The organism is Phytobacter sp. V69 (genome assembly GCF_965644215.1).
Taxonomy (GTDB): Bacteria; Pseudomonadota; Gammaproteobacteria; order Enterobacterales; family Enterobacteriaceae; genus Phytobacter.
In genome coordinates, this window is the sequence record NZ_CBFFRL010000003.1 from 1 (window position 1) to 18077 (window position 18077).

30 protein-coding genes and 2 pseudogenes are annotated in these 18077 nt (G+C 51.8%); 28 read left to right on the forward strand and 4 right to left on the reverse strand.

The window, feature by feature from the left end:
- Nucleotides 1–96 precede the first annotated feature (96 nt).
- From ACSZPU_RS00785 to ACSZPU_RS00795, 3 genes and pseudogenes are all read right to left on the reverse strand, one after another.
- Nucleotides 97–276: a YdaE family protein gene (locus ACSZPU_RS00785; RefSeq protein WP_498994629.1), complete on the reverse strand. Its 180-nt coding sequence runs from the start codon at nt 274–276 to the stop codon at nt 97–99.
- Nucleotides 277–309: 33 nt separating this feature from the next.
- Nucleotides 310–471: pseudogene (locus ACSZPU_RS00790) on the reverse strand (cell division protein FtsZ); the annotation flags it as partial.
- A 299-nt stretch (nt 472–770) separates the two neighbouring features.
- The gene (locus tag ACSZPU_RS00795) at nt 771–1403 is read right to left on the reverse strand and encodes a LexA family protein (RefSeq protein WP_498994511.1); all 633 of its coding nucleotides are present in this window, start codon (nt 1401–1403) and stop codon (nt 771–773) included.
- 98 nt (nt 1404–1501) lie between these two features.
- Here ACSZPU_RS00795 and ACSZPU_RS00800 point away from each other — a divergent pair, with 98 nt between their 5' ends.
- The 24 genes and pseudogenes from ACSZPU_RS00800 (at nt 1502) to ACSZPU_RS00915 (ending at nt 13584) form a co-directional block, all read left to right on the forward strand.
- Entirely contained in the window at nt 1502–1714 is a 213-nt protein-coding gene (locus tag ACSZPU_RS00800; protein ID WP_498994512.1) for a helix-turn-helix domain-containing protein, read from the forward strand.
- A 44-nt stretch (nt 1715–1758) separates the two neighbouring features.
- Nucleotides 1759–2079 carry a CII family transcriptional regulator gene (locus ACSZPU_RS00805; RefSeq protein WP_498994515.1) on the forward strand — a complete coding sequence of 107 codons (321 nt, stop codon included), beginning with the start codon at nt 1759–1761 and terminating at the stop codon, nt 2077–2079.
- 114 nt (nt 2080–2193) lie between these two features.
- The gene (locus tag ACSZPU_RS00810) at nt 2194–2340 is read left to right on the forward strand and encodes a hypothetical protein (protein ID WP_498994516.1); all 147 of its coding nucleotides are present in this window, start codon (nt 2194–2196) and stop codon (nt 2338–2340) included.
- A 76-nt stretch (nt 2341–2416) separates the two neighbouring features.
- Nucleotides 2417–3343 carry a phage replication protein O gene (locus ACSZPU_RS00815; RefSeq protein WP_498994518.1) on the forward strand — a complete coding sequence of 309 codons (927 nt, stop codon included), beginning with the start codon at nt 2417–2419 and terminating at the stop codon, nt 3341–3343.
- Nucleotides 3327–4073, forward strand: a complete 747-nt coding sequence (locus tag ACSZPU_RS00820; RefSeq protein ID WP_498994519.1) for a replication protein P — start codon at nt 3327–3329, stop codon at nt 4071–4073. Before ACSZPU_RS00815 ends, ACSZPU_RS00820 begins: the two co-directional genes overlap by 17 nt.
- Before the next feature lie 2 nt (nt 4074–4075).
- Complete coding sequence (locus ACSZPU_RS00825; protein WP_498994521.1) at nt 4076–4384, forward strand: hypothetical protein; 309 nt, start codon at nt 4076–4078, stop codon at nt 4382–4384.
- Entirely contained in the window at nt 4381–4860 is a 480-nt protein-coding gene (locus ACSZPU_RS00830) for a hypothetical protein (protein ID WP_498994522.1), read from the forward strand. The genes ACSZPU_RS00825 and ACSZPU_RS00830 overlap by 4 nt, the downstream gene beginning before the upstream one ends.
- Entirely contained in the window at nt 4853–5455 is a 603-nt protein-coding gene (locus ACSZPU_RS00835; RefSeq protein ID WP_498994524.1) for a hypothetical protein, read from the forward strand. The genes ACSZPU_RS00830 and ACSZPU_RS00835 overlap by 8 nt, the downstream gene beginning before the upstream one ends.
- On the forward strand, nt 5439–5936 hold the full coding sequence (locus ACSZPU_RS00840) for a hypothetical protein (RefSeq protein ID WP_498994526.1): 498 nt from the start codon (nt 5439–5441) through the stop codon (nt 5934–5936). The genes ACSZPU_RS00835 and ACSZPU_RS00840 overlap by 17 nt, the downstream gene beginning before the upstream one ends.
- Nucleotides 5937–5938: 2 nt before the next feature.
- Nucleotides 5939–6670: a DNA-methyltransferase gene (locus tag ACSZPU_RS00845; RefSeq protein ID WP_498994527.1), complete on the forward strand. Its 732-nt coding sequence runs from the start codon at nt 5939–5941 to the stop codon at nt 6668–6670.
- Nucleotides 6667–7200, forward strand: a complete 534-nt coding sequence (locus ACSZPU_RS00850) for a nucleoside triphosphate pyrophosphohydrolase family protein (protein WP_498994529.1) — start codon at nt 6667–6669, stop codon at nt 7198–7200. The genes ACSZPU_RS00845 and ACSZPU_RS00850 overlap by 4 nt, the downstream gene beginning before the upstream one ends.
- Nucleotides 7201–7348: 148 nt before the next feature.
- Nucleotides 7349–7849, forward strand: coding sequence for a hypothetical protein (locus tag ACSZPU_RS00855; RefSeq protein ID WP_498994531.1), 501 nt, complete (start codon nt 7349–7351; stop codon nt 7847–7849).
- A gap of 194 nt (nt 7850–8043) precedes the next feature.
- The gene (locus ACSZPU_RS00860; RefSeq protein ID WP_498994533.1) at nt 8044–8469 is read left to right on the forward strand and encodes a NinB/YbcN family protein; all 426 of its coding nucleotides are present in this window, start codon (nt 8044–8046) and stop codon (nt 8467–8469) included.
- Nucleotides 8462–9043: an NUMOD4 domain-containing protein gene (locus ACSZPU_RS00865; protein WP_498994535.1), complete on the forward strand. Its 582-nt coding sequence runs from the start codon at nt 8462–8464 to the stop codon at nt 9041–9043. Before ACSZPU_RS00860 ends, ACSZPU_RS00865 begins: the two co-directional genes overlap by 8 nt.
- Entirely contained in the window at nt 9043–9333 is a 291-nt protein-coding gene (locus ACSZPU_RS00870; RefSeq protein WP_498994536.1) for a DUF1364 domain-containing protein, read from the forward strand. Before ACSZPU_RS00865 ends, ACSZPU_RS00870 begins: the two co-directional genes overlap by 1 nt.
- On the forward strand, nt 9330–9713 hold the full coding sequence (locus ACSZPU_RS00875) for a hypothetical protein (RefSeq protein WP_498994538.1): 384 nt from the start codon (nt 9330–9332) through the stop codon (nt 9711–9713). The genes ACSZPU_RS00870 and ACSZPU_RS00875 overlap by 4 nt, the downstream gene beginning before the upstream one ends.
- Nucleotides 9710–9838: a PPVAKH motif-containing phage-derived small protein gene (locus tag ACSZPU_RS00880; protein WP_498994539.1), complete on the forward strand. Its 129-nt coding sequence runs from the start codon at nt 9710–9712 to the stop codon at nt 9836–9838. The genes ACSZPU_RS00875 and ACSZPU_RS00880 overlap by 4 nt, the downstream gene beginning before the upstream one ends.
- Nucleotides 9835–10524 (forward strand): bacteriophage antitermination protein Q, encoded by a 690-nt coding sequence (locus ACSZPU_RS00885; protein WP_498994541.1) that lies wholly within the window; start codon nt 9835–9837, stop codon nt 10522–10524. Before ACSZPU_RS00880 ends, ACSZPU_RS00885 begins: the two co-directional genes overlap by 4 nt.
- A gap of 756 nt (nt 10525–11280) precedes the next feature.
- Nucleotides 11281–11496, forward strand: a complete 216-nt coding sequence (locus ACSZPU_RS00890) for a class II holin family protein (protein WP_103245751.1) — start codon at nt 11281–11283, stop codon at nt 11494–11496.
- Nucleotides 11496–12032, forward strand: a complete 537-nt coding sequence (locus ACSZPU_RS00895) for a lysozyme (RefSeq protein ID WP_498994543.1) — start codon at nt 11496–11498, stop codon at nt 12030–12032. Before ACSZPU_RS00890 ends, ACSZPU_RS00895 begins: the two co-directional genes overlap by 1 nt.
- Nucleotides 12029–12568, forward strand: a complete 540-nt coding sequence (locus tag ACSZPU_RS00900; RefSeq protein WP_498994544.1) for a hypothetical protein — start codon at nt 12029–12031, stop codon at nt 12566–12568. Before ACSZPU_RS00895 ends, ACSZPU_RS00900 begins: the two co-directional genes overlap by 4 nt.
- A 423-nt stretch (nt 12569–12991) precedes the next feature.
- Nucleotides 12992–13219 carry a hypothetical protein gene (locus ACSZPU_RS00905; RefSeq protein ID WP_498994546.1) on the forward strand — a complete coding sequence of 76 codons (228 nt, stop codon included), beginning with the start codon at nt 12992–12994 and terminating at the stop codon, nt 13217–13219.
- Nucleotides 13220–13279: 60 nt separating this feature from the next.
- Nucleotides 13280–13387 (forward strand): annotated as a pseudogene (locus ACSZPU_RS00910) (lysis system i-spanin subunit Rz); the annotation flags it as partial.
- Between the two features lie 2 nt (nt 13388–13389).
- The gene (locus ACSZPU_RS00915) at nt 13390–13584 is read left to right on the forward strand and encodes a hypothetical protein (protein WP_498994547.1); all 195 of its coding nucleotides are present in this window, start codon (nt 13390–13392) and stop codon (nt 13582–13584) included.
- Between the two features lie 60 nt (nt 13585–13644).
- On the opposite strand, the gene ACSZPU_RS00920 is transcribed toward ACSZPU_RS00915, so the two are convergent.
- Entirely contained in the window at nt 13645–13806 is a 162-nt protein-coding gene (locus ACSZPU_RS00920) for a hypothetical protein (RefSeq protein WP_498994548.1), read from the reverse strand.
- Between the two features lie 63 nt (nt 13807–13869).
- Here ACSZPU_RS00920 and ACSZPU_RS00925 point away from each other — a divergent pair, with 63 nt between their 5' ends.
- Genes ACSZPU_RS00925 through ACSZPU_RS00940 form a run of 4 tightly spaced genes read left to right on the forward strand, consistent with a single transcriptional unit; the run spans nt 13870 to nt 18044 of the window.
- Nucleotides 13870–14499, forward strand: coding sequence for a putative metallopeptidase (locus tag ACSZPU_RS00925; protein WP_498994550.1), 630 nt, complete (start codon nt 13870–13872; stop codon nt 14497–14499).
- 31 nt (nt 14500–14530) lie between these two features.
- Complete coding sequence (locus ACSZPU_RS00930) at nt 14531–15019, forward strand: DUF2280 domain-containing protein (RefSeq protein WP_498994552.1); 489 nt, start codon at nt 14531–14533, stop codon at nt 15017–15019.
- The gene (locus tag ACSZPU_RS00935) at nt 15016–16584 is read left to right on the forward strand and encodes a terminase large subunit domain-containing protein (RefSeq protein WP_498994554.1); all 1569 of its coding nucleotides are present in this window, start codon (nt 15016–15018) and stop codon (nt 16582–16584) included. Before ACSZPU_RS00930 ends, ACSZPU_RS00935 begins: the two co-directional genes overlap by 4 nt.
- 11 nt (nt 16585–16595) lie before the next feature.
- Entirely contained in the window at nt 16596–18044 is a 1449-nt protein-coding gene (locus ACSZPU_RS00940; protein WP_498994555.1) for a DUF1073 domain-containing protein, read from the forward strand.
- Nucleotides 18045–18077: the final 33 nt, after the last annotated feature.

The window sequence follows — 18077 nt, forward strand, 5'->3', positions numbered from 1 at the left end:
GCCATTGATAGCGCCCGTTGGGTATTCATTGGTTTTGGTAAATTCCGGTGTAACTTTGGTCGGTGTCACCGGACGTATAGCCCGCTTCGGCGGGTTTTACGATTCGTGCGCCATCTGGTCATTCTCGGCGCATTGCTTTGAGCAATAGTCGTTTTCTTTGCGCGCCAACTGGGAGCAGTGGATGTAGACGATTGTCGATTTGACAGAGGCCTCAACCGTTAGCGGCTTACCGCAATAGGCGCACTTGATGTGCGAGTTGTTTTCTCCCTGGATCATCGGATCCCCCCTCCCGTTAAGCAGAATTTCTACCAGGCAATCGCTGATGCGCGTTGTTTCGCGCAGGCTCCGCAGATAGACATTGCGACCGCGAACTGCCGAGACATTCCAGGTGCGACCCTGGTGCATTGCCAGCATGCCGGGTGCCACGCACTGGCGGATGATGTGCATCGTGCCGTAGTGTTGATTAACCATCTCTCTCCCCGGTCTTTCCCGGCGTCAGAACTGAACCATTTGCGCTGCTGTTTGAAACGGGCTTTGCTGGTGGCGCCAGGCGCTTATCTTCTGGTTGTCCCGGTGGACTGCAATTCACCACCGCGAAGCCCGTTTGTTTGGATGAGTTAAATTTACAGATAAAACTGTATTATCGTCAACAGATAAAACTGTATAATTTTAACGAAAATACACATCTATCTGTTTAATGACGGAATTTATTTTATTGAGGCGAAAAAAAACCGACTTTCGTCGGCTGTTGTCTGAGGGAGAGTGGAGGGTTAACGCTTTCTTCGATAAATTCTATGCTCGATCATGACACCGATGATTTGGAGTGGTTGCACGTCGCTGTTAATTACCGGGTAATCGTTATTTAGTGGCACCAGTTCAAAGTGTTGAATGCCTTTCATGTTTGTATAGGTAGGCCTGTATTTTTTGAATGTTGCTTGTTCGCCACCGTTTTTCGCAACCACAAACTCCCCAGGTGCTGGCTCGATTTCTGGGTCCACAATAATTACATCACCGGCCTTAAAATCAGGTTCCATAGAGTCGCCATCAATTCTCAAGGCAAAACTATGTTCAGATAAATCAAGGTCGGTAAGGATGTATTCAAAATCACCATCAAAGGATTCGATAGGCTTTTTCTCCGCTAAAGCGCCAGCCTGGACATAACTGATAAGTGGAACACGACGAGAATTTATCTCGCTTGTGGACATAAACGCGCCGCCGTTCATAAGCCACGATGGATCGCAATTTAGCGCCTTACCAATCCCAACGATATTTCTTGGTTTTAGTGTTTTCCCATCTTCGATGCTTTGCCACGATTGCTGACGAATACCCGATCTTTCAGCGGCTTCTGTTTGGGTTAGCCCCAACTCAATTCTCTTTTGCTTTACGCGATCCGCAAGGCTCATAGCTCCCCCTTCTAATTTACCTTGATGTTCACAGTTAAAACTGTATTTGACAAACAGAAATAACTGTTGTTGAATACAGATAAAACTGTGGAGGTCTTATGGAAACAATTTCTCAACGCCTCAAGAAAAAACGCGAAGAGATGAATCTGTCTCAGGCCCAATTAGCTGAATTGGCCGGGATGAAGCAGCAATCACTTCAAGCTATCGAGGCCGGTTCAACGAAGCGTCCGCGTTTTTTATTTGAGTTAGCCAATGCACTGCACTGTGACCCGCGCTGGCTGCTTTACGGTGAAAACCAATCACAACAATGACGCCGATGTTGGGCGTTTTAACCAAACGCAACGGAGTATCACCAATGGAGAACTCAATATCACGCAAGTTAGAACCGCCGATTCTCAAGCCACTTGAAATAGAAAGCATTTTGCTCAATCGGCTTGCATCAGTGGGGCAAAAAAATTACGCCGAGCGCATCGGTGTCAGTGAGTCAGCAGTAAGCAAGCGCAAGGCGGACAGTCATTTCTCTGAAATAGCCCGCGAGCTTTCAGCGCTGGAGTTGCAGGTGGTTCCGCCGGAGGCGGTGGTGGTGTCACGCGATTACCTTAAATCGGTCGAAACGCTGGCCGACATCGGGCTACGTGCAGAACGGTGCAGGCCTGGCCCGCTGGGGTGGGACTGATGAACCACATCGAGTTTATCGAAAAACACGTTCGCGCCGAGCTGCTCAAGCTGGGATTTTCGGTTTCGGTGGCTCAGGGGGGGGGTATACCAGGCTGTGGACTTATATCGGCGTATGAGCCAGTCCAGCCAGAAGGGAAAAATCTTCGATGACGTTTTACGACATGCCCGTTTGTGGGCAGAGAAACAGACCAGTACAGCCGAACGTCGCGAAGCAAAACGCGCGGTTAAGAAAGGCGGTAATCAGGCTGGTTTGTTCTGAAAGGGTGAAGACCGGACTGCTCGAACAGTACCGGCCTTCGGTCGCGAATTAACTGGATCAATTCACAGGATTTAGTATGTCAAATACTGCTGAAATTATCAATTTCCCAAACAATACCGAGCAAACGGGAGGTCGTATGGCCGACCTGTCCAACGGGTATACCAGGGTCGCCAATGAGATACAGCAGCTCAAACCACGCCTGCGCATGTCAGGCCGGGAGTGGCAATGTCTTGAGGCGGTTATCTGGCTGACCTATGGATGGAATAAAAAACAGGACCGGGTTACGAATACCGTCATTTCCGGGCTTACTGACCTGAGTGATTCCCACGTTTCTGATGCAATTAAATCACTTGCCGAGCGAGGAATTATTTTCAGTCACAAGCAGGGAGTGATGAAAATTGTCGGTATAAATACTGACCTTTCTGCCTGGATTTTAGACAAGCCGAAAACGGGAAAACTTTTCCCGAAAACAGGAAAATCCTTACCGGAATCGGGAAAAACCTTCCCGGAAACGGTAGACACCCAAGACTATAACAAGAACAGTATTAAAAGATCTTCGTCCAGGAATTCTAAAGAATCCCAGGACGACCCCACAGAAAAGTTTCTTTCTCGTCACCCCGAAGCCGTAGGCGGTGTTTACACCCCGGCAGGCAAATCCTGGGGAACCGCCGAAGACCTCCGTGCCGCTCAGTGGATTTATGCACAGCTGCTGGTGGTAAACGCAAGTCTGTCCGAGCCTCGCTGGGTTGAATGGGCCAATACCATCCGCCTGATGCGCATCCAGGACAACCGAAATCATCGTGAAATTTGCGATCTGCTCCGATGGGCAAGCCAGGACGATTTCTGGAAAGAAAACATCCTCAGCCCAACCAGCCTGCGCAAGCAATGGGACAAGCTCACAACCAAACGCCAGGGCCGCAATAGCCGCGTCAGCCAGGCGCAGCCTATCGACTTCAACAATACCGACTGGATCAACGGGGTGCTCGATGAAAAGTCTCTCTGAACAGATTCACAACCTCGATCGCGAAAACTTCCGCCGCGCTGCTCACGGCCTCCCGGAAGTGCAGGACGAGCGCGAGCAGGTTACCCAGGCTCAGCAGGTTGCCGCCGTATTCAATGGTTTGTTTGCAGAGTTGCGCGCCACGTTCCCGGCAGCTATCGCCAATTTCCGCACGCAGGATGAATTCGACGAGTTCCGCCGCCAGTGGCTTCTGGCATTCCGTGAAAACGGCATCACGACCATGGACCAGGTTGCTGCCGGAATGCGTGTCGCACGCCAACAGGCAAAGCCGTTTCTGCCGTCACCCGGTCAGTTCATTGCCTGGTGCCGCGCCGAAGAAAGCGCTGCCGTCGGTTTGCCTGACAAGAACGAGCTGATCGCTTTGGTGTACCAGTACTGCCGTACACGTGGACGCTACCCGGACGCAGAATCCTATCCGTGGCCCGGTAAAACCGATGATGGCAAGCACACTACCAGGTCCAAAGCCTGCTACTGGATGGTTACGGTGCTGAATCAGGCTATGCGCTCTCAGGGCCTGAGTGACCCGGAACTGAACCGCAAGGCTGGTGAGGAACTGGAGAAAATGGTTAAACGCGTCCGCAGTGGTGAGGTTATCCCCGAGCCGATTGCTCGTTTGCCAGTGTTAGGGACCAAACCGCTGACGCGTGAGCAGAGCATGTCGAAGGTCCAGGAAATCCGGGCGAAGTTTGGTTTCAAAGGCGGGAGGGCGTGACTATGGCGAGCCAACCATTGTGGTCAATTATCGAATTTCTGCGAGTTAATCAGACCGTAACGCCTCGACAGGTTCAGGCGTTGCTGGGGTGTGACAGCAAAAAATCACACAACCTTCTGTTGCACCTGATTCGCAAGTCTGTCGTGTTGCGTACCGGCGCTTCTCGCCACCCGGTTTACCGACTTCACCCCTGCGGACAGGTGAACATCAAACCAGTTAAGCCAGTGGAAGTGAATACCGTTGCCAGACTTTGCCGCCAGAACTGGCAGGGCTACCAGGTGCACAAAATTTTCGGGAGTGCGCAGAAATGACTATCGACGAAATGTTAAAAGCCGCCGGGCCTGCATCCTGCTATGTGCCCGTGGCAACCAACCAACTGATCACCGGGCTGTCTAACGCTGTGCGCGAATTGCAGGCGCAGATCGGAGCCATCACGGCTGAGAATGTGGGGTTGAAAGTCGCGGTTGATGGATTTAACCAGGAGCTTTACGGGCAAGGATTTCAGGTATCAGGTTGGCATCTGAATGACGCCCTGGATCCACTAGATTCCTGGTTCGAAAGCAACGACTGGGATCCGGAAACCCCCGCCTCATCCTCCGCAATGGCCGCACTGCGAGCAGAAGGGGTGGAGATGTTTGTAGCCAAAACTGCAGCGGGGTTACGTACTGCAGGTGGAGGTTTGGGGGTAATTCAGGAGCCGTACCATGAGGTCGCTGATTATCTTGAAGACAGAGGTGAGAGATTCGCCCGCCAGCTTCGCGAGAGCAAAGGAGCTAACCATGAGTGACGAACTGAAAATTCAGGAACGAAACCCTGTACTTTCATATGCGGACAGTTATCGCAGCATGGCTAAGCAGGACGTTGAATCTGTTCCTATATGGAGTGTAATCACTGACATCGAAAGAAACATTTCGCCACTCTACACCACTCTGCTGGCAGAGCGTGAAGCGGATAAGGCGCTGATTGCTGAGTTGCAACGCAAATTGATCCATCGCGAATTCCTCCTAGAGACCGCCGACCAGGTGCAAAAAGAGTACGCCGAAGCTTTAGGATGCGCTGGTGATAACGAATCCATTCTGGAGGCTATTGACGGCTTGCAGGACCAGGTCAGAACCATTGATATGTCGAACAGCGTATTGAATGCGCGCATCGCCGAACTGGAGGCCCGCACGCTCACCGTTAAGTTGCCGGATGACTGCGAGCATGACGTGATCGCGCCAGTCAGCTCGTTCATGTACCAATCTGGGTTTGAAATTGACACCGAAGATTACAACGCGTTGGCGGGACGAGTTCGTAGCGAAGTTGAAACCGTGATGCGCCGAACCTTACGCGCCGCTGGCATCACTCTGAAAGTGGGAGGGGAAGATGCCACTAACGCATGATGAGCTTTGTCAGATAGCTTGTCGCTTCCTTCAAAACAACGGTTTCAAGGTGGCGTTTCACGATCGCTTTGTTGCTGCTGTTGCCACTGGTGAGCAACCTGATGCCATCGGATTTCGCAATCTGGCCTCATGCCTTATTGAGGTTAAATGTTCTCGCAGCGACTTTCTGGCTGACCGCAAAAAACGCTTTCGCATTGAGCCTGAAATCGGAATGGGAGACTGGCGATTTTTCATGGCTGAGCCGGGATTCATTGAGGTTTCTGATCTGCCACCAGGGTGGGGATTGCTGCACGTAAAAAACGGGCGTGTCTACAAAGTGCATGGATGGCCAGGTAACGCCATGTGGTGCACGAAGGCCTATAAACCATTCCAGGCAAACAAACAGGCTGAATGCGATTACATGTACAGCGCATTACGCCGCATGCAGATTCGCGGGCATTTGAGCGAAGTTTACGACGGCGTAGTCGTGGGAGGGGAGTGAAGATGATTCAGTTGCACAACTCTGACTGCTTCGACATTTTCCCGACATTAGCCAGCGGGTCGGTTGACCTAGTGTGTGCGGACATTCCCTACGGTACCACGCAATGCCGATGGGACTCCGTTCTCGACCTGCAGGTGATGTGGCGTGAGCTGTACCGCATCGCCAAACCGTCGGCGGCCATTGTGTTGTTTTCCGCTCAGCCGTTTACCAGCGTGCTGGTCAGCACCAACCTGCGCCACTGGCGCACCGAGTGGATTTGGGAAAAAGGTAACGCTACCGGATTTCTCAATGCCAAAAAGCAGCCGTTGCGCGCCCACGAAAACATCCAGGTGTTTTACCGTCGCCAGCCGACCTACAACCCACAGTTTACGCACGGCCATCCACGACGCACCTCAAAGCGTAAGACGGTTAATTCGGAGTGTTATGGCAAAGCGTTATCTCTGACCGAGTACGACTCAACAAGTCGGTACCCGCGCGACGTCAAATTTTTCTCGAGCGATAAGCAAAAGGCCAACTATCACCCAACGCAAAAGCCGCTGGCGCTGTACCGGTTCCTCATCGAAACGTACAGCAACCCTGGTGATGTGGTGCTGGATTTCACAATGGGCAGCGCTGGATCAGGTGTTGTATGCCTGGAAACTGGCCGCCCATTCATCGGCATCGAAAAAGAGACCCCAATTTTCCTCACCGCCTGCCAGCGCATGGGGATTGAACAGTATCAGGAGGCCGTATGAAACACGAACTGAGCAAAGAAGAGTTGCAACGCATTGTCGACACCGACCATGTTCAATGCGGTGACGCCGCAGCAATGGCCCGCGCACTCCTGGCGGCGCATGAGCAAGAGCCTATTGGTGCATTTCATATTTCAGGTGGAACGGTCGAAGCAACGACCGATTACTGTAAGGATGGAGAGTGGCCAGTCAATGATGGCATTGTCGAGGTGTACGCCCACCCCGCACCATCAATCCCGGCAGCGGTGCCGGATTACTTCGCTGGCCTGGTGGACGCTGCCCGAGTTAGAGCAGATAAGGCCATGCGTAAGTTTCCGCAGCCTAACTACGTGCTGAACAAAGTTGCTGAGGAAAGCGGCGAAGTCATCAAAGCGGTAATCCATTACACCGAAGGCCGGGAAGAGTGGGCGAACGTCGAAGGCGAGCTCATAGATAACCTGGCTATGTTGCTGCGTCTCGTGACTGAGGGCGATCAGGTAATCGGGTTCACTCCGCCTGAATCTTGCCGCGCCGCAGCGCCGAAGGGGGTGTGATGTGAGTGACGCATTACTCGAGTATGCCTACCGCCTCCGTTTGCTGAGGCGCTGGTAAGGGCCAATTTGCCTGATATGTGCACCGCAAAAGAAATCGCAGCCTGATATAATGCCCCTCAAAGCATCGAGGGGCATTAAAGGAATAACTATGACGTGGGAAAATGTAGGCACTTATTTGGGTATTATTACTGCAATCGTTTCGGCAATAGGAGCAGTGGCTTCGGCGGTGGCCGCTTTCGCAAGCAAGGCTACCGCAGAAAAAGCTTTGCAAATACAAGCCAAGATAGGGTTGTACGAATCACTAAAAGCCAGTGCGGAAAAAGCCAATAGTTACTCGAAAGGAAAGAAAGGGGCTGAATGGGATTTTCATGATGCAGCAAATATTGTTAGATGCCTGAGTTTGGCAATGAAAAACATTCAGCAGCACCAGCAGATCGTAAATGCATCAGAAACTCAGGAATTAAAAACCTTTTTCATTGCTCAGTTGAATATGGAGTTATTCGAAGAATTAAATTATGAAATCGGACCAGATGCTTTTTTTAGAAAAACCGAGCCTACAAGCACTGGCGCTCAAGTGTACAGTCAGTGGTTGGAAGCCATAGAATTTTTTAAATTCATGATCGCTACAGATGCCGATCTTTCAGATTGACCATCCATGATTTGATTTTCCACAATCACCTGTCCATAATACCAGTGCTGTCGGCCTGAACACCCGACAGTCCATTTGCGCCACGATGGGGACATTATGGCGCACCACAACTCGAAACATCCTCAGTCACTGACGTTTTGCTACGCCAGCGATTTTCTGTATTCAGCGGTTTCCGTTAAGGAGGCCGTGTGAGCATGAACAAAGACGGCATCCGTCTTCACAAATCCAACTTCAACGCTATCGGTAAGCAGATACAGCCCATGCTGGAATCTGGCGACTGTTATCGCCTCATCATCAAGCCGTGGAAAGACAAGCGTTCCATCCCTCAGAACTCACTTATGTGGATGTGGAATAGCGATGTCGCCAACGCAGCCAGTCAGAACTCGACCGAAACGCACACTGATGAAGAACTCCATGAATTTTTCAAAGACCTCTATTGCCCAGCCAAGCCAGTAACCATTTTCGGCGTAACGAAATGGGTTAAGTCTACAAAGCTTCTCGACTCCGAAGAGATGACCTTCTACCTGCGTCGCATTGAAGTCTGGTGCGCCGAGCGAGGCATCAAGCTGCGGATCCCTGCGAACTCCGAATATCACGAGAAAGGACACGAACATGTTTGATGAAGAAATTTGGATGCCAGTTCCGGGGTACGAGGATCGTTTTGAGGTTAGCTCCTTGGCGCGTGTTAAAAGCCTTCCACGCAAAGTAACCACGTGTGGACGAGACAAGAAAACATGGACCACTAGAACGATCGTTGGTCGGATTCTTAAGGGGTGCACCTCATCGCAATACATCAGGGTTTCTCTTTCTGGTAAGCACGAGATGCTACATAGGTTCGTGGCTCTCGCCTTTGTGCCAAACCCCAATAATTACCCGCACGTAAACCACATTGACGGCAATAAACATAACAACCTGCCAGAGAATCTTGAGTGGTGCACTCATGCGATGAACATGAAGCACGCCAATGAAACCGGGCTTTCCAATAAGAACAAAACGCCTGTTATCGCAGAACGGAACGGATACGGATATTGGTTCCCGTCAATGCAGTCCACCAAGAATTACGGGTGTAACCCTGCGCTGGTGCATGCATCTATCAATGGACGGCAGGGCGAGCATAGAGGCATGCAGTGGAGCTATTGCCTCATGCCTGATAACTGCGAGTTTCAGCAGTTGCGCGATAAGCAGGAGGCATAATGACCGATTTACGCAAAGCAGCTCGTGGCCGAGAATGCCAGGTCCGCATTCCTGGAGTCTGTAACGGCAACCCTGAAACTTCCATTCTGGCGCATATACGCCTGGCTGGGCTATGCGGAACCGGCATTAAGCCGCCTGACCTCATCGCAACAATCGCATGCTCAGCCTGTCACGACGAAATCGACCGCCGTACGCACCTTGTTGACGCGGAATACGCGAAAGAGTGTGCGCTGGAAGGAATGGCCCGAACTCAGGTTATCTGGCTCAAAGAGGGGATCGTGAAAGCATGACTACCGAAACCGAGAATGAGCTTGGCAATGTCGTTGTATTTCCCTCTCGCAAGGAAAGCATTGGGGATGATCTCGCTATTACACGTGATGGGGAGCAGCTCCGTTGCCGACATGAAGCCGTCTGGGTGAATGAGAAAGAAAGAACCGTTCGCTGCCGACGCTGTGATGCCTTGCTTGAGCCTTTCGAATTCATCATGACTCTCTGCAATCAGGAATCCCGGTATGCAGAAAACGTGAAATACCTTCGCAGGGAAGAAAAGCAGCGCAGGCAGAACATAGAAAAGCTGATTCAGATTGAGAAAAATGCCAAATCACGGATCCGCCGCGCTGGCAATAAATCATCCCTGCCATTGTGGCAGAACGAGAGAGTCGATGAATGACCTTCGCCCGCTTCATCCAGTACCAGGCCGAAAGCGTAGCGCGGGCGAAACTGCCCGCCATAAATCGCCACAGCAAGCCAGTTAAAACCACACAGCAAAAACAACCATCAGAGGCCGCCGCATGAACGAACAATATCTGCAATACGTCCGGGAAGAAATCGCGCTGGCCACTACTGATTTTAGCGGTCGCACAAAGGGGCAATTAGTGGCGCTGGTGGAACTGCTCCAGTTCACCCACGAACGGTACCCGCGTAAACGCCAGTTCATCACGGATGAAGTGACGGGGAAGAAAATCATGCTGCGAAATCCTCCAGTACCGGGCAAACAATCGCACGCGAAAGGAACCTCTATCCCGCAGGTCATCCCGGTGGAGTTTTCAACGGCAAGCTGGCGGCGCGCTATTGCTAAACTGGAAGATACCGAAAGCGCCTGGGTGAAATGGAACTACCTGCATGACACCAATTTTAGCCTGCAGAGGGTGATTGTGCAGCATGGATGGCAGCGGTTCAGCGATTCGATTAAAGGACGGCGCATGGCAGGGAAGACCAAAGAAAAGCTCAAAGCGCTTATCTGGCTGGCGGCGCAGGACGTTAAAGAGCAACTGGCCCGGCGTGAGAGCTATCAGTTTGCTGACCTTGCCGCACTTGTAGGTGTCGCTGATTCGACGTGGACAGAGACGTATAAGCCGCACTGGCTGGCTATGGCTCGCATATTCTTCGCATTGGATAAGCAGTCGCTGATTTCAATTTGTCGATCACGTTCACAACAAAAGACAACAAATTCACATGCAAGTCTTGCAAAACCGAACTAAATAAGCCATATTTGAGTCTACTTTGATATGCTGCCTAAGTTGTAGGTGACAGCGAAGAAAATACAGTACACACAGAGGCCCTGCGAAATTTCGTGGGGCCTTTTCGTATTCAGGCATCACTGCCAGATACTCTGAGTTCTGTTTCGGTGGATAAAAGAAACCCCGGCCTGGTGATATCCGGGGAAATAGGGTAGGAGTATCTACTTTTTTATTATACGTGCGACAAAAATATAGACAAAAAAATGCCCGAGTCAAAGAGTTCGGGCTGAAAAAGTTACAAATCAGGGAAAGCTGATTACATATCAGCAACATCATTATAAGACTTAACTCAAATTTGTAAAGTTGTGTCATTCAAGCCCGCTGTGATGTGGTTTTTGTTCCCGACTAACCAGACCTGGGGGACCGCCTGGCTGGCGACGCTGCAACCCTCTCATATTGCCAGCCCCGGTGCGTGGATCTCTTATATCCGTGCCGAATAATGGCCAGATAGAATAATTTGACAGTGTGGAATGCTCCAATTTACATTGTCTGTGTGGTGAATCCCCCTGTGTGGAGGGCGTATCAGCATACCTGAGCATGTTAAGTCGGCATCAGTTATACCGGGACGCTGTTGCTGAGCAGCGTTCACCGGGAGGCACCCGGCACCACATACACAATAACAGCAAGCATTTCCTGATTTAGACCTGTTCGTCCGAGCAGGTCTTTTTTTATCCCCCAACCTAACCACACAGCACTTCCCAAAAGCGGAGGTGGAGTATGTATCGAATGGACAAAATCACAACCGGTGTGAGCTACGGTTTTGCCGGAGCAAACGGAGGGTTCTGGGTGCTCCAGCTACTGGATAAAGTCTCGCCCTCGCAGTGGGCGGCAATTGGTGTTCTCGCCAGTATTCTTTTTGGTCTGCTGACGTATCTGACCAACCTGTATTTCAAAATCAAAGAGGATCGGCGTAAAGCCGCCAGGGGCCAGTAATGGGAGCGAAGGCAAAGTTAAGCGCCGCAGTGCTGGGTCTGGTCCTTGCTGGTGCGCCAGCGACGGTCATCCTCGATCAGTTCCTCAACGAGAAAGAAGGCAACAGCCTGACGGCTTATCGTGACGGCAGCGGCATCTGGACTATTTGCCGTGGTGCCACGCTGGTGGATGGCAAGCCGGTTCGCCAGGGTATGAAGCTAACGCAGGCCAAATGCGATCAGGTCAACGCGAAAGAGCGCGATGCGGCGCTGGCGTGGGTGGACAGAAACATCAAAGTGCCCCTCACTGAACCGCAGAAAGCCGGGATTGCCTCGTTTTGCCCGTACAACATCGGCCCAGGGAAATGTCTCCCGTCTACGTTTTATTCCCGCCTGAATGCTGGCGACCGTAAAGGCGCATGCGAGGCAATCCGCTGGTGGATTAAAGACGGTGGACGTGATTGCCGCCTGACGAAAGGCCAGAAGGATGGCTGTTACGGGCAGGTCGAGCGCCGGGATCAGGAAAGTGCGCTGGCGTGCTGGGGGATAGACCAGTGAGCCGCACGACTTTGATCAGCGCCCTGGTGGCGGTGGTGATTATTGCCGTTCTGGCCGTATTGCTGGCGTTCGCCAAATCTGACCTGCGCACCGCCGAAAGCGATAAGCGCGTGCTGGAATCCGACAACGCATTGCAGGGACAGGTCATCGCAACCCAGGCATTCAATATTAACCGATTCAATCAAACCGCCCAGACAGCTGCACGGGCAAATGCGATTGCAGCCGGTGATAGTGAAAAAACGGTAATCAAATATCGGGAGATATTACGAAGTGAAAAGACTTGTGATCTGCCTGTTCCTGCTGTTGTCGCTGGTGGGCTGCTCGAATACGCGAACCGTTTACGTGCCGGGGCAATGCACACCGATACCGCCGTCACTCACTCAGCCGATGGTGACGCCACTGCCGCCAGCGGGTTGACGTATTGCCAGGCTGTTTTATGGATTGAACCACTGCTGGCAACCATAGAACAGGGCAACAACAATTTCGCGGGAATTCGCGATATCGAACAAAAGAGGCGACATTCGACAACTAACTGATTGATTTTGAATGTATGTGATTATTCAGTGATTCAACAAGATATAGGTAAAGTCAATAAATAATTGATTTATAAATTATTTTTTTGATAAAGGTAATAAAATCAATCTTTTAATAAGTTTTCCCAATTAATGAGAAATATATTATTTGATTATTCCTATTAATGCCCTAGTCTCAGCAATGACTCTGTAAGCAATGCCAACACCAGATTGCAGGGTCTGTTATCCTGGCGAGACTTCTCATTTCCTTCTGGGTGGCTCCAGGGGTGAGGGCATCTGGCCCGGATAACAACTACTAAAGGCCACGTTCGAGTTGGCGTGGCCTTTTCTAAAGATTGTGTTATTGCTCTCCTACGCTGAATAATTTGTACGGATGCGCCAGAGAGTAATCACATTCATCCATGCAGTGCTGTTGCAGGTAAGGTAATGAAAAAGGTCTTAGTATTCTTCAATGCGCAGTCGGTGGAAGTGGTAGAGACTATCAAAGGTGTAACCTCTATTAAGAGAAACTACCCGAACGGTGAAGAAATTCATCTCAAGATTATGCTTGCCGGAATCCATTCTATTACTGGTGACCATACAGAGATTTATGTAGCCTCAGACAGAGATATCTCTCCGGAAGAGATTGTGGCTGCCGCCAACAAACTCCTTTAAAAATAACCATCCGCCAGGCAATCTACGTAGATATCTAGCCCAGCAAGATTCGCGCTCCATACTGACACCGCTGAACGGGATTATTTCACCCTCAGAGAGCGAATCGAAACAGTCACCAAACGACTGACGGGCTTGCAAGCGTATGTGCGCGAGCAATGCTTGAGGTGAATATGCTGATAATCTTCATTCTCCTGTCGCTATGGCTCTGGCGACCACCGGAGAAGCCGAACTGGCGTGAAGCTGGTTCTCTCATCTCACCGCTGGCGCTCATCACTGAGCATCCGGCACGCAGTAAGGGGCTGCGCTGTGATAATGCCGCCGTTAAGCGGCATCAGAAATCAGTCCGTTTGCTCAGATTGCTTTAAATAACTTCTAAGAGTGTCATGGACTTCCCTATTTTCAATATTATCCAGCCCTTTCAGTTCCTAATCTTTTGCCATCTGAATGATGACCTCGTCATATTTGTCTTTGTAAGTGATATTGTTAAGTTTAATCTGCTGGGCCATAAGACTTCTTAAGACCCATGTTTCAATTTTTAAGCGGAACACCATATCTTCAAGCGCTTTAATTCTCTCAGAATCAGACATGCTAACCTCCTGTATTAAAGACATATATAGACTAGCAGATGAAATGAAAGCCAAGCGGGAAACATGACTCAGAACAGACCCCATCCACCACTATTTTTCCTGAATCCCCAGGCACCTAAACCGTATACCGCGCTCATTCCAGCCGATGGAGTTTTCGAATGGGTGACGGAACACATCTTGCTGGATTTTGGTGATCTGCATAACCCCGACCATTCCCATCTGATTGATGCTGACCTGTGCTTTATGTGGGCGTCAGACTCGTTCGCGAAGAAAGGGCGAGTTGTGCTTGGTCAGGCCGAACAGGTAATGCTGCGTGCTGGAGGATGGCAGAAGGCCCGCATGGAGCAGCAGATGTATGAATGGTTTGGGCGAATCCCGAAGTTCATCATCACGCTGGCTGCCGATTACTGCGCTCAATGCAATGACCTCGAATTTTGCGCGCTGCTGGAGCACGAGCTTTACCATATTGCCCAGGCTACAGATGATTTTGGCGCGCCGAAATTCAATCGCGAAACCGGGCAGCCGGTTCTAACACTGCGCGGCCATGACGTCGAAGAATTCGTTGGCGTGGTTCGCCGCTATGGCGCGAGCCGCGATGTGCAGGAACTGGTGGACGCAGCAAATCAACCCGCAGAGGTAGCTCACATCGATATCGCCAGGGCATGCGGGACGTGCATGCTGCGACTGGCTTAAATATTGGACTGTATTAGACGGATGGTGAGGCATGGCTGCACTAAAATCAGATGTGAAAGCCTTCATCATTCAAATGCTTGCATGCTTTGATACCCCTTCGCAGGTGGTGGAGGCTGTCCAAAAAGAATTTGGTATCAAAATAACCCGCCAGCAGGCTGAATCTCATGACCCAACGAAGGTCAGCGGCAAGACACTGGCGAAAAAGTGGGTCGACATGTTCAACGCGACCCGCGACCGCTTCCTCAATGAAATTTCCGATATCCCGATCGCCAATAAGGCCTATCGCCTGCGCGTCCTGCAACGAATGTCCACGACCGCCGAAAACATGAAAAACATGGGCATGACGGCGCAGTTGCTGGAGCAGGCGGCTAAAGAGGTTGGGGATGTCTACACCAACAAACATAAGGTTGAACAAAGCGTTGTTGCCACCCATAACGTTATGCCGGTCCCGTCCTGCGATAACGTAGACGACTGGGAAAAAGCGGCGCAGAAACAGCAGGGTGAGGTATTGGGTGGATGAATTACAAAGCCGTCTGGAAACCTTTGCCGGGATCGCAATCGCTCTCCCTGAGTTGCCCGTGTAACGAAATACTTTACGAGGGAACGCGCGGACCGGGTAAAACTGCCGCTCAACTGGCGCGCTTTCGTCGCCTGGTTGGCCTGGGTTATGGCTCGTTCTGGCGTGGCGTGATTTTCGATACCGAGTATAAAAACCTCACCGACATCATCACCCAGTCAAAGCGTATGTATCGTCTGTTCAACGACGGGGCACGCTATCTGGCTTCGGCCAGTGAACTGCGATGGGTCTGGCCTACTGGCGAAGAGTTACTCTTCCGTTTCGGTAAAGAGGAAAGCGACTACTGGGATTATCACGGCCAGGAGTTCCCGTTTATTGGATTCAACGAGCTGACGAAGCAGCAGTCACCAGAGTTCTACGAAATGATGTTCTCCTGCCGGCGCTCTTCGTTCCGACCAGAAAACTACCCGCTGGCGGGCGGCAGTCTGTTGAAGCCAATTCCCCTGGAGACATTCAGCACGACAAACCCGTTCGGCATCGGCCATACCTGGGTGAAGAAACGCTTCATTGAACCTGCGCCGCGCGGCACCATCATTCGCGAAACGCAAAAGGTGTTTAACCCGCAGACTGAGCGTGAAGAGGACGTGACGCTTACACGCGTGGCCATCCACGGTTCGTTCAAAGAAAACCCATATCTGGATCCGCAGTACATCGCGACGCTGATGGCTATTAAAGACCCAAATCGCAGGGCGGCATGGGTAGAGGGCTCCTGGGACGTTACCAGCGGTGGGCGATTTGACCACCTTTGGGATGCCCGTGTTCACGTCATCAAGCCGTTCCGCATCCCGGATAGCTGGACGGTTGACCGCTCTCACGACTGGGGCGAATCGAAGCCGTTCTCCAACCTCTGGTGGGCGCAATCTGATGGCACAGCTGCTGAGTTGTCGGACGGTCGTGAGTTCTGTCCGCCTGCCGGGTCGCTAATCTTGATTGGCGAGTGGTACGGCTGCCCACCGGAAGAGCTTAACAAAGGCCTGAACATGTCCTCGACTAACGTCGCTAAGGGCGTTGCGTGGGTTGATAAGCGGCTGGTGGGCGACGATGCAGACGAGCCAGAGGAAATTCAACTCGACGGCAAAACGCAGGGCCAACTGCATATCATGCCAGGCATCTGCGGTGAGGTATCAAAAGGCCCGGCTGATGGGGCGATTTACAACACCGGCGATGACGAGCTTTCCATTGCCCAAAAGATGGAGAAGCAGGGCGTCGAATGGATCCCATCAAATAAAAAGCCTGGCTCACGCATAAATGGCGCATCGTTGTTCGCTGACATGCTTGAGGCTGTCGTAGAGGGCAAAAATCTGGAATCAGGAATGCCTGAGAAGCCTGCTTTCTATGTCTTCGAATACTGTCGCGGATGGATAAGCCGCATTCCGGTGCTTGTTCGCGACGACAAAAACCTTGACGACGTCGACACCCAGCAGGAAGACCACGACTGGGATGCAACGCGTTACCGCGTACTGCATTCACCACAAAAAATTACAGGCATGTTGGTGCGCTCGCGCTGACGGAGGACATCGTGACCGAAAGCGAAATGAAACAGCAGCGCGCCAGTAACGCCAGCGCCGAGAAAGAACGCCGGAACTACCTGTCGTCGTTGTTCAATGGGACTAGCAACACGAAGCGCCAGCGCCTCTATCAGGAGTTCGGCTACCCGCTACACCTGTCATTCGATGACTTTTACCGTGCCTACACGCGCAACGCGATCGCCGATGCGTCAGTCAGTCGCATGGTCGATGGGTGCTGGGAAGACTTCCCGGAGGTGTACGAGGGCGACAAGACCAAAGACGCCACAACGCTGACTGCGTGGGATAAGCAGGCCAACAAACTGCTCAAGCGCTGCTGGAAGCAGATTAAAGGCGCTGACAGGCGCAATCTGGTTGGTCGATATTCAGCGCTCCTGATTCAGGTAAAAGACAGCAAGCCATGGCGCGAGCCGGTCGATACCGCCGTTGTGGGCCGCCTGGCTGAGAAAGCGTTGGTTAAACTCATCCCGGTGTGGGAGGCGCAGTTAGAGCCGATTGAGTGGGACAGCGACCCGGAAAGCGAAACGTTTGGCGATGTGAAGATGTATTCCTTCGTCGAGTTGTCAGTGGGGAATAGTCAGGATGCGCGGCCAGGCCGAATCGTTAACGTTCATCCCGACCGCGTAATCATTCTGGCGGAAGGATCTGATGATGGCTCCATGACTTCCGGGCGGTCGATGCTGGAGGCTGGCTTCAATAAGTTGCAGGACATCGAGAAAGTGAGTGGCGGGGCTTCTGAGGGCTTCCTCAAAAACGCCAGTCGCCAACTTAACTACAACTTTAGCGAGAAAACGAACTTTGCTGCCCTGGCTAAAGCGCTTGGCACCACCGAGGGCAATCTGGCCGATGCGCTGGATACGCAGGTTCGCCGACTCAATGACAGCACGGACAGCGCCAGCTTCATGCAGGCTGGTACCGCCGAGGTGCTTTCCGTACAGGCTGCTGACCCCGAACCAACGTGGCGGACGGCGCTTAACGAATGGTGCGCCACTGTTCCTATCCCGGTGAAAGTGCTCGTGGGCATGCAGACCGGGGAGCGAGCCAGCACCGAAGACGCAAAGGACTGGGCCAAGACGCGCATGTCTCGTCGTAACGGCTTCCTTACCGATGTGATCACCGAAATCGTTACCCGCTTCTGGACATTCGGAATCATCCCTCCAGCGAAGGGGGAAGAGATTACCGTCGGATGGTCTGATTTGCTGGCACCGAGTCAGGCAGAGAAGATTGCCAACATGGACAAGATGGCTGACGTCGCCGTTAAAACGACGAATGCGTTTGGCCGCTCTGCCATTAGCGGAAACGAGGTGCGCGCTCAGGGCGAGTTGCAGCCAGACCCATCACTGGATGACATTGATGACAACGAACCTACAGCAAGTCGCAACGATCCTCTCGCCGACGATGATAAGTCGGAAGCCGAAAAGCCCGGTGATACCAAGGTCTAAAACTGATCCGACGATGTCCGGCAGGTCAGTCAA

Coding starts and splice junctions, on each gene's coding strand:
- ACSZPU_RS00785 (WP_498994629.1), bottom strand. CDS start 276: ATGATCCAGGGAGAAAACAACTCGCACATCAAGTGCGCCTATTGCGGT.
- ACSZPU_RS00935 (WP_498994554.1), top strand. CDS start 15,016: ATGAATTACAAAGCCGTCTGGAAACCTTTGCCGGGATCGCAATCGCTC.
- ACSZPU_RS00840 (WP_498994526.1), top strand. CDS start 5,439: ATGCCACTAACGCATGATGAGCTTTGTCAGATAGCTTGTCGCTTCCTT.
- ACSZPU_RS00800 (WP_498994512.1), top strand. CDS start 1,502: ATGGAAACAATTTCTCAACGCCTCAAGAAAAAACGCGAAGAGATGAAT.
- ACSZPU_RS00845 (WP_498994527.1), top strand. CDS start 5,939: ATGATTCAGTTGCACAACTCTGACTGCTTCGACATTTTCCCGACATTA.
- ACSZPU_RS00915 (WP_498994547.1), top strand. CDS start 13,390: ATGCTGATAATCTTCATTCTCCTGTCGCTATGGCTCTGGCGACCACCG.
- ACSZPU_RS00835 (WP_498994524.1), top strand. CDS start 4,853: ATGAGTGACGAACTGAAAATTCAGGAACGAAACCCTGTACTTTCATAT.
- ACSZPU_RS00825 (WP_498994521.1), top strand. CDS start 4,076: ATGGCGAGCCAACCATTGTGGTCAATTATCGAATTTCTGCGAGTTAAT.
- ACSZPU_RS00930 (WP_498994552.1), top strand. CDS start 14,531: ATGGCTGCACTAAAATCAGATGTGAAAGCCTTCATCATTCAAATGCTT.
- ACSZPU_RS00850 (WP_498994529.1), top strand. CDS start 6,667: ATGAAACACGAACTGAGCAAAGAAGAGTTGCAACGCATTGTCGACACC.
- ACSZPU_RS00875 (WP_498994538.1), top strand. CDS start 9,330: ATGACTACCGAAACCGAGAATGAGCTTGGCAATGTCGTTGTATTTCCC.
- ACSZPU_RS00870 (WP_498994536.1), top strand. CDS start 9,043: ATGACCGATTTACGCAAAGCAGCTCGTGGCCGAGAATGCCAGGTCCGC.
- ACSZPU_RS00820 (WP_498994519.1), top strand. CDS start 3,327: ATGAAAAGTCTCTCTGAACAGATTCACAACCTCGATCGCGAAAACTTC.
- ACSZPU_RS00920 (WP_498994548.1), bottom strand. CDS start 13,806: ATGTCTGATTCTGAGAGAATTAAAGCGCTTGAAGATATGGTGTTCCGC.
- ACSZPU_RS00815 (WP_498994518.1), top strand. CDS start 2,417: ATGTCAAATACTGCTGAAATTATCAATTTCCCAAACAATACCGAGCAA.
- ACSZPU_RS00810 (WP_498994516.1), top strand. CDS start 2,194: ATGAGCCAGTCCAGCCAGAAGGGAAAAATCTTCGATGACGTTTTACGA.
- ACSZPU_RS00865 (WP_498994535.1), top strand. CDS start 8,462: ATGTTTGATGAAGAAATTTGGATGCCAGTTCCGGGGTACGAGGATCGT.
- ACSZPU_RS00880 (WP_498994539.1), top strand. CDS start 9,710: ATGACCTTCGCCCGCTTCATCCAGTACCAGGCCGAAAGCGTAGCGCGG.
- ACSZPU_RS00905 (WP_498994546.1), top strand. CDS start 12,992: ATGAAAAAGGTCTTAGTATTCTTCAATGCGCAGTCGGTGGAAGTGGTA.
- ACSZPU_RS00895 (WP_498994543.1), top strand. CDS start 11,496: ATGGGAGCGAAGGCAAAGTTAAGCGCCGCAGTGCTGGGTCTGGTCCTT.
- ACSZPU_RS00805 (WP_498994515.1), top strand. CDS start 1,759: ATGGAGAACTCAATATCACGCAAGTTAGAACCGCCGATTCTCAAGCCA.
- ACSZPU_RS00860 (WP_498994533.1), top strand. CDS start 8,044: ATGAACAAAGACGGCATCCGTCTTCACAAATCCAACTTCAACGCTATC.
- ACSZPU_RS00890 (WP_103245751.1), top strand. CDS start 11,281: ATGTATCGAATGGACAAAATCACAACCGGTGTGAGCTACGGTTTTGCC.
- ACSZPU_RS00795 (WP_498994511.1), bottom strand. CDS start 1,403: ATGAGCCTTGCGGATCGCGTAAAGCAAAAGAGAATTGAGTTGGGGCTA.
- ACSZPU_RS00925 (WP_498994550.1), top strand. CDS start 13,870: ATGACTCAGAACAGACCCCATCCACCACTATTTTTCCTGAATCCCCAG.
- ACSZPU_RS00855 (WP_498994531.1), top strand. CDS start 7,349: ATGACGTGGGAAAATGTAGGCACTTATTTGGGTATTATTACTGCAATC.
- ACSZPU_RS00885 (WP_498994541.1), top strand. CDS start 9,835: ATGAACGAACAATATCTGCAATACGTCCGGGAAGAAATCGCGCTGGCC.
- ACSZPU_RS00830 (WP_498994522.1), top strand. CDS start 4,381: ATGACTATCGACGAAATGTTAAAAGCCGCCGGGCCTGCATCCTGCTAT.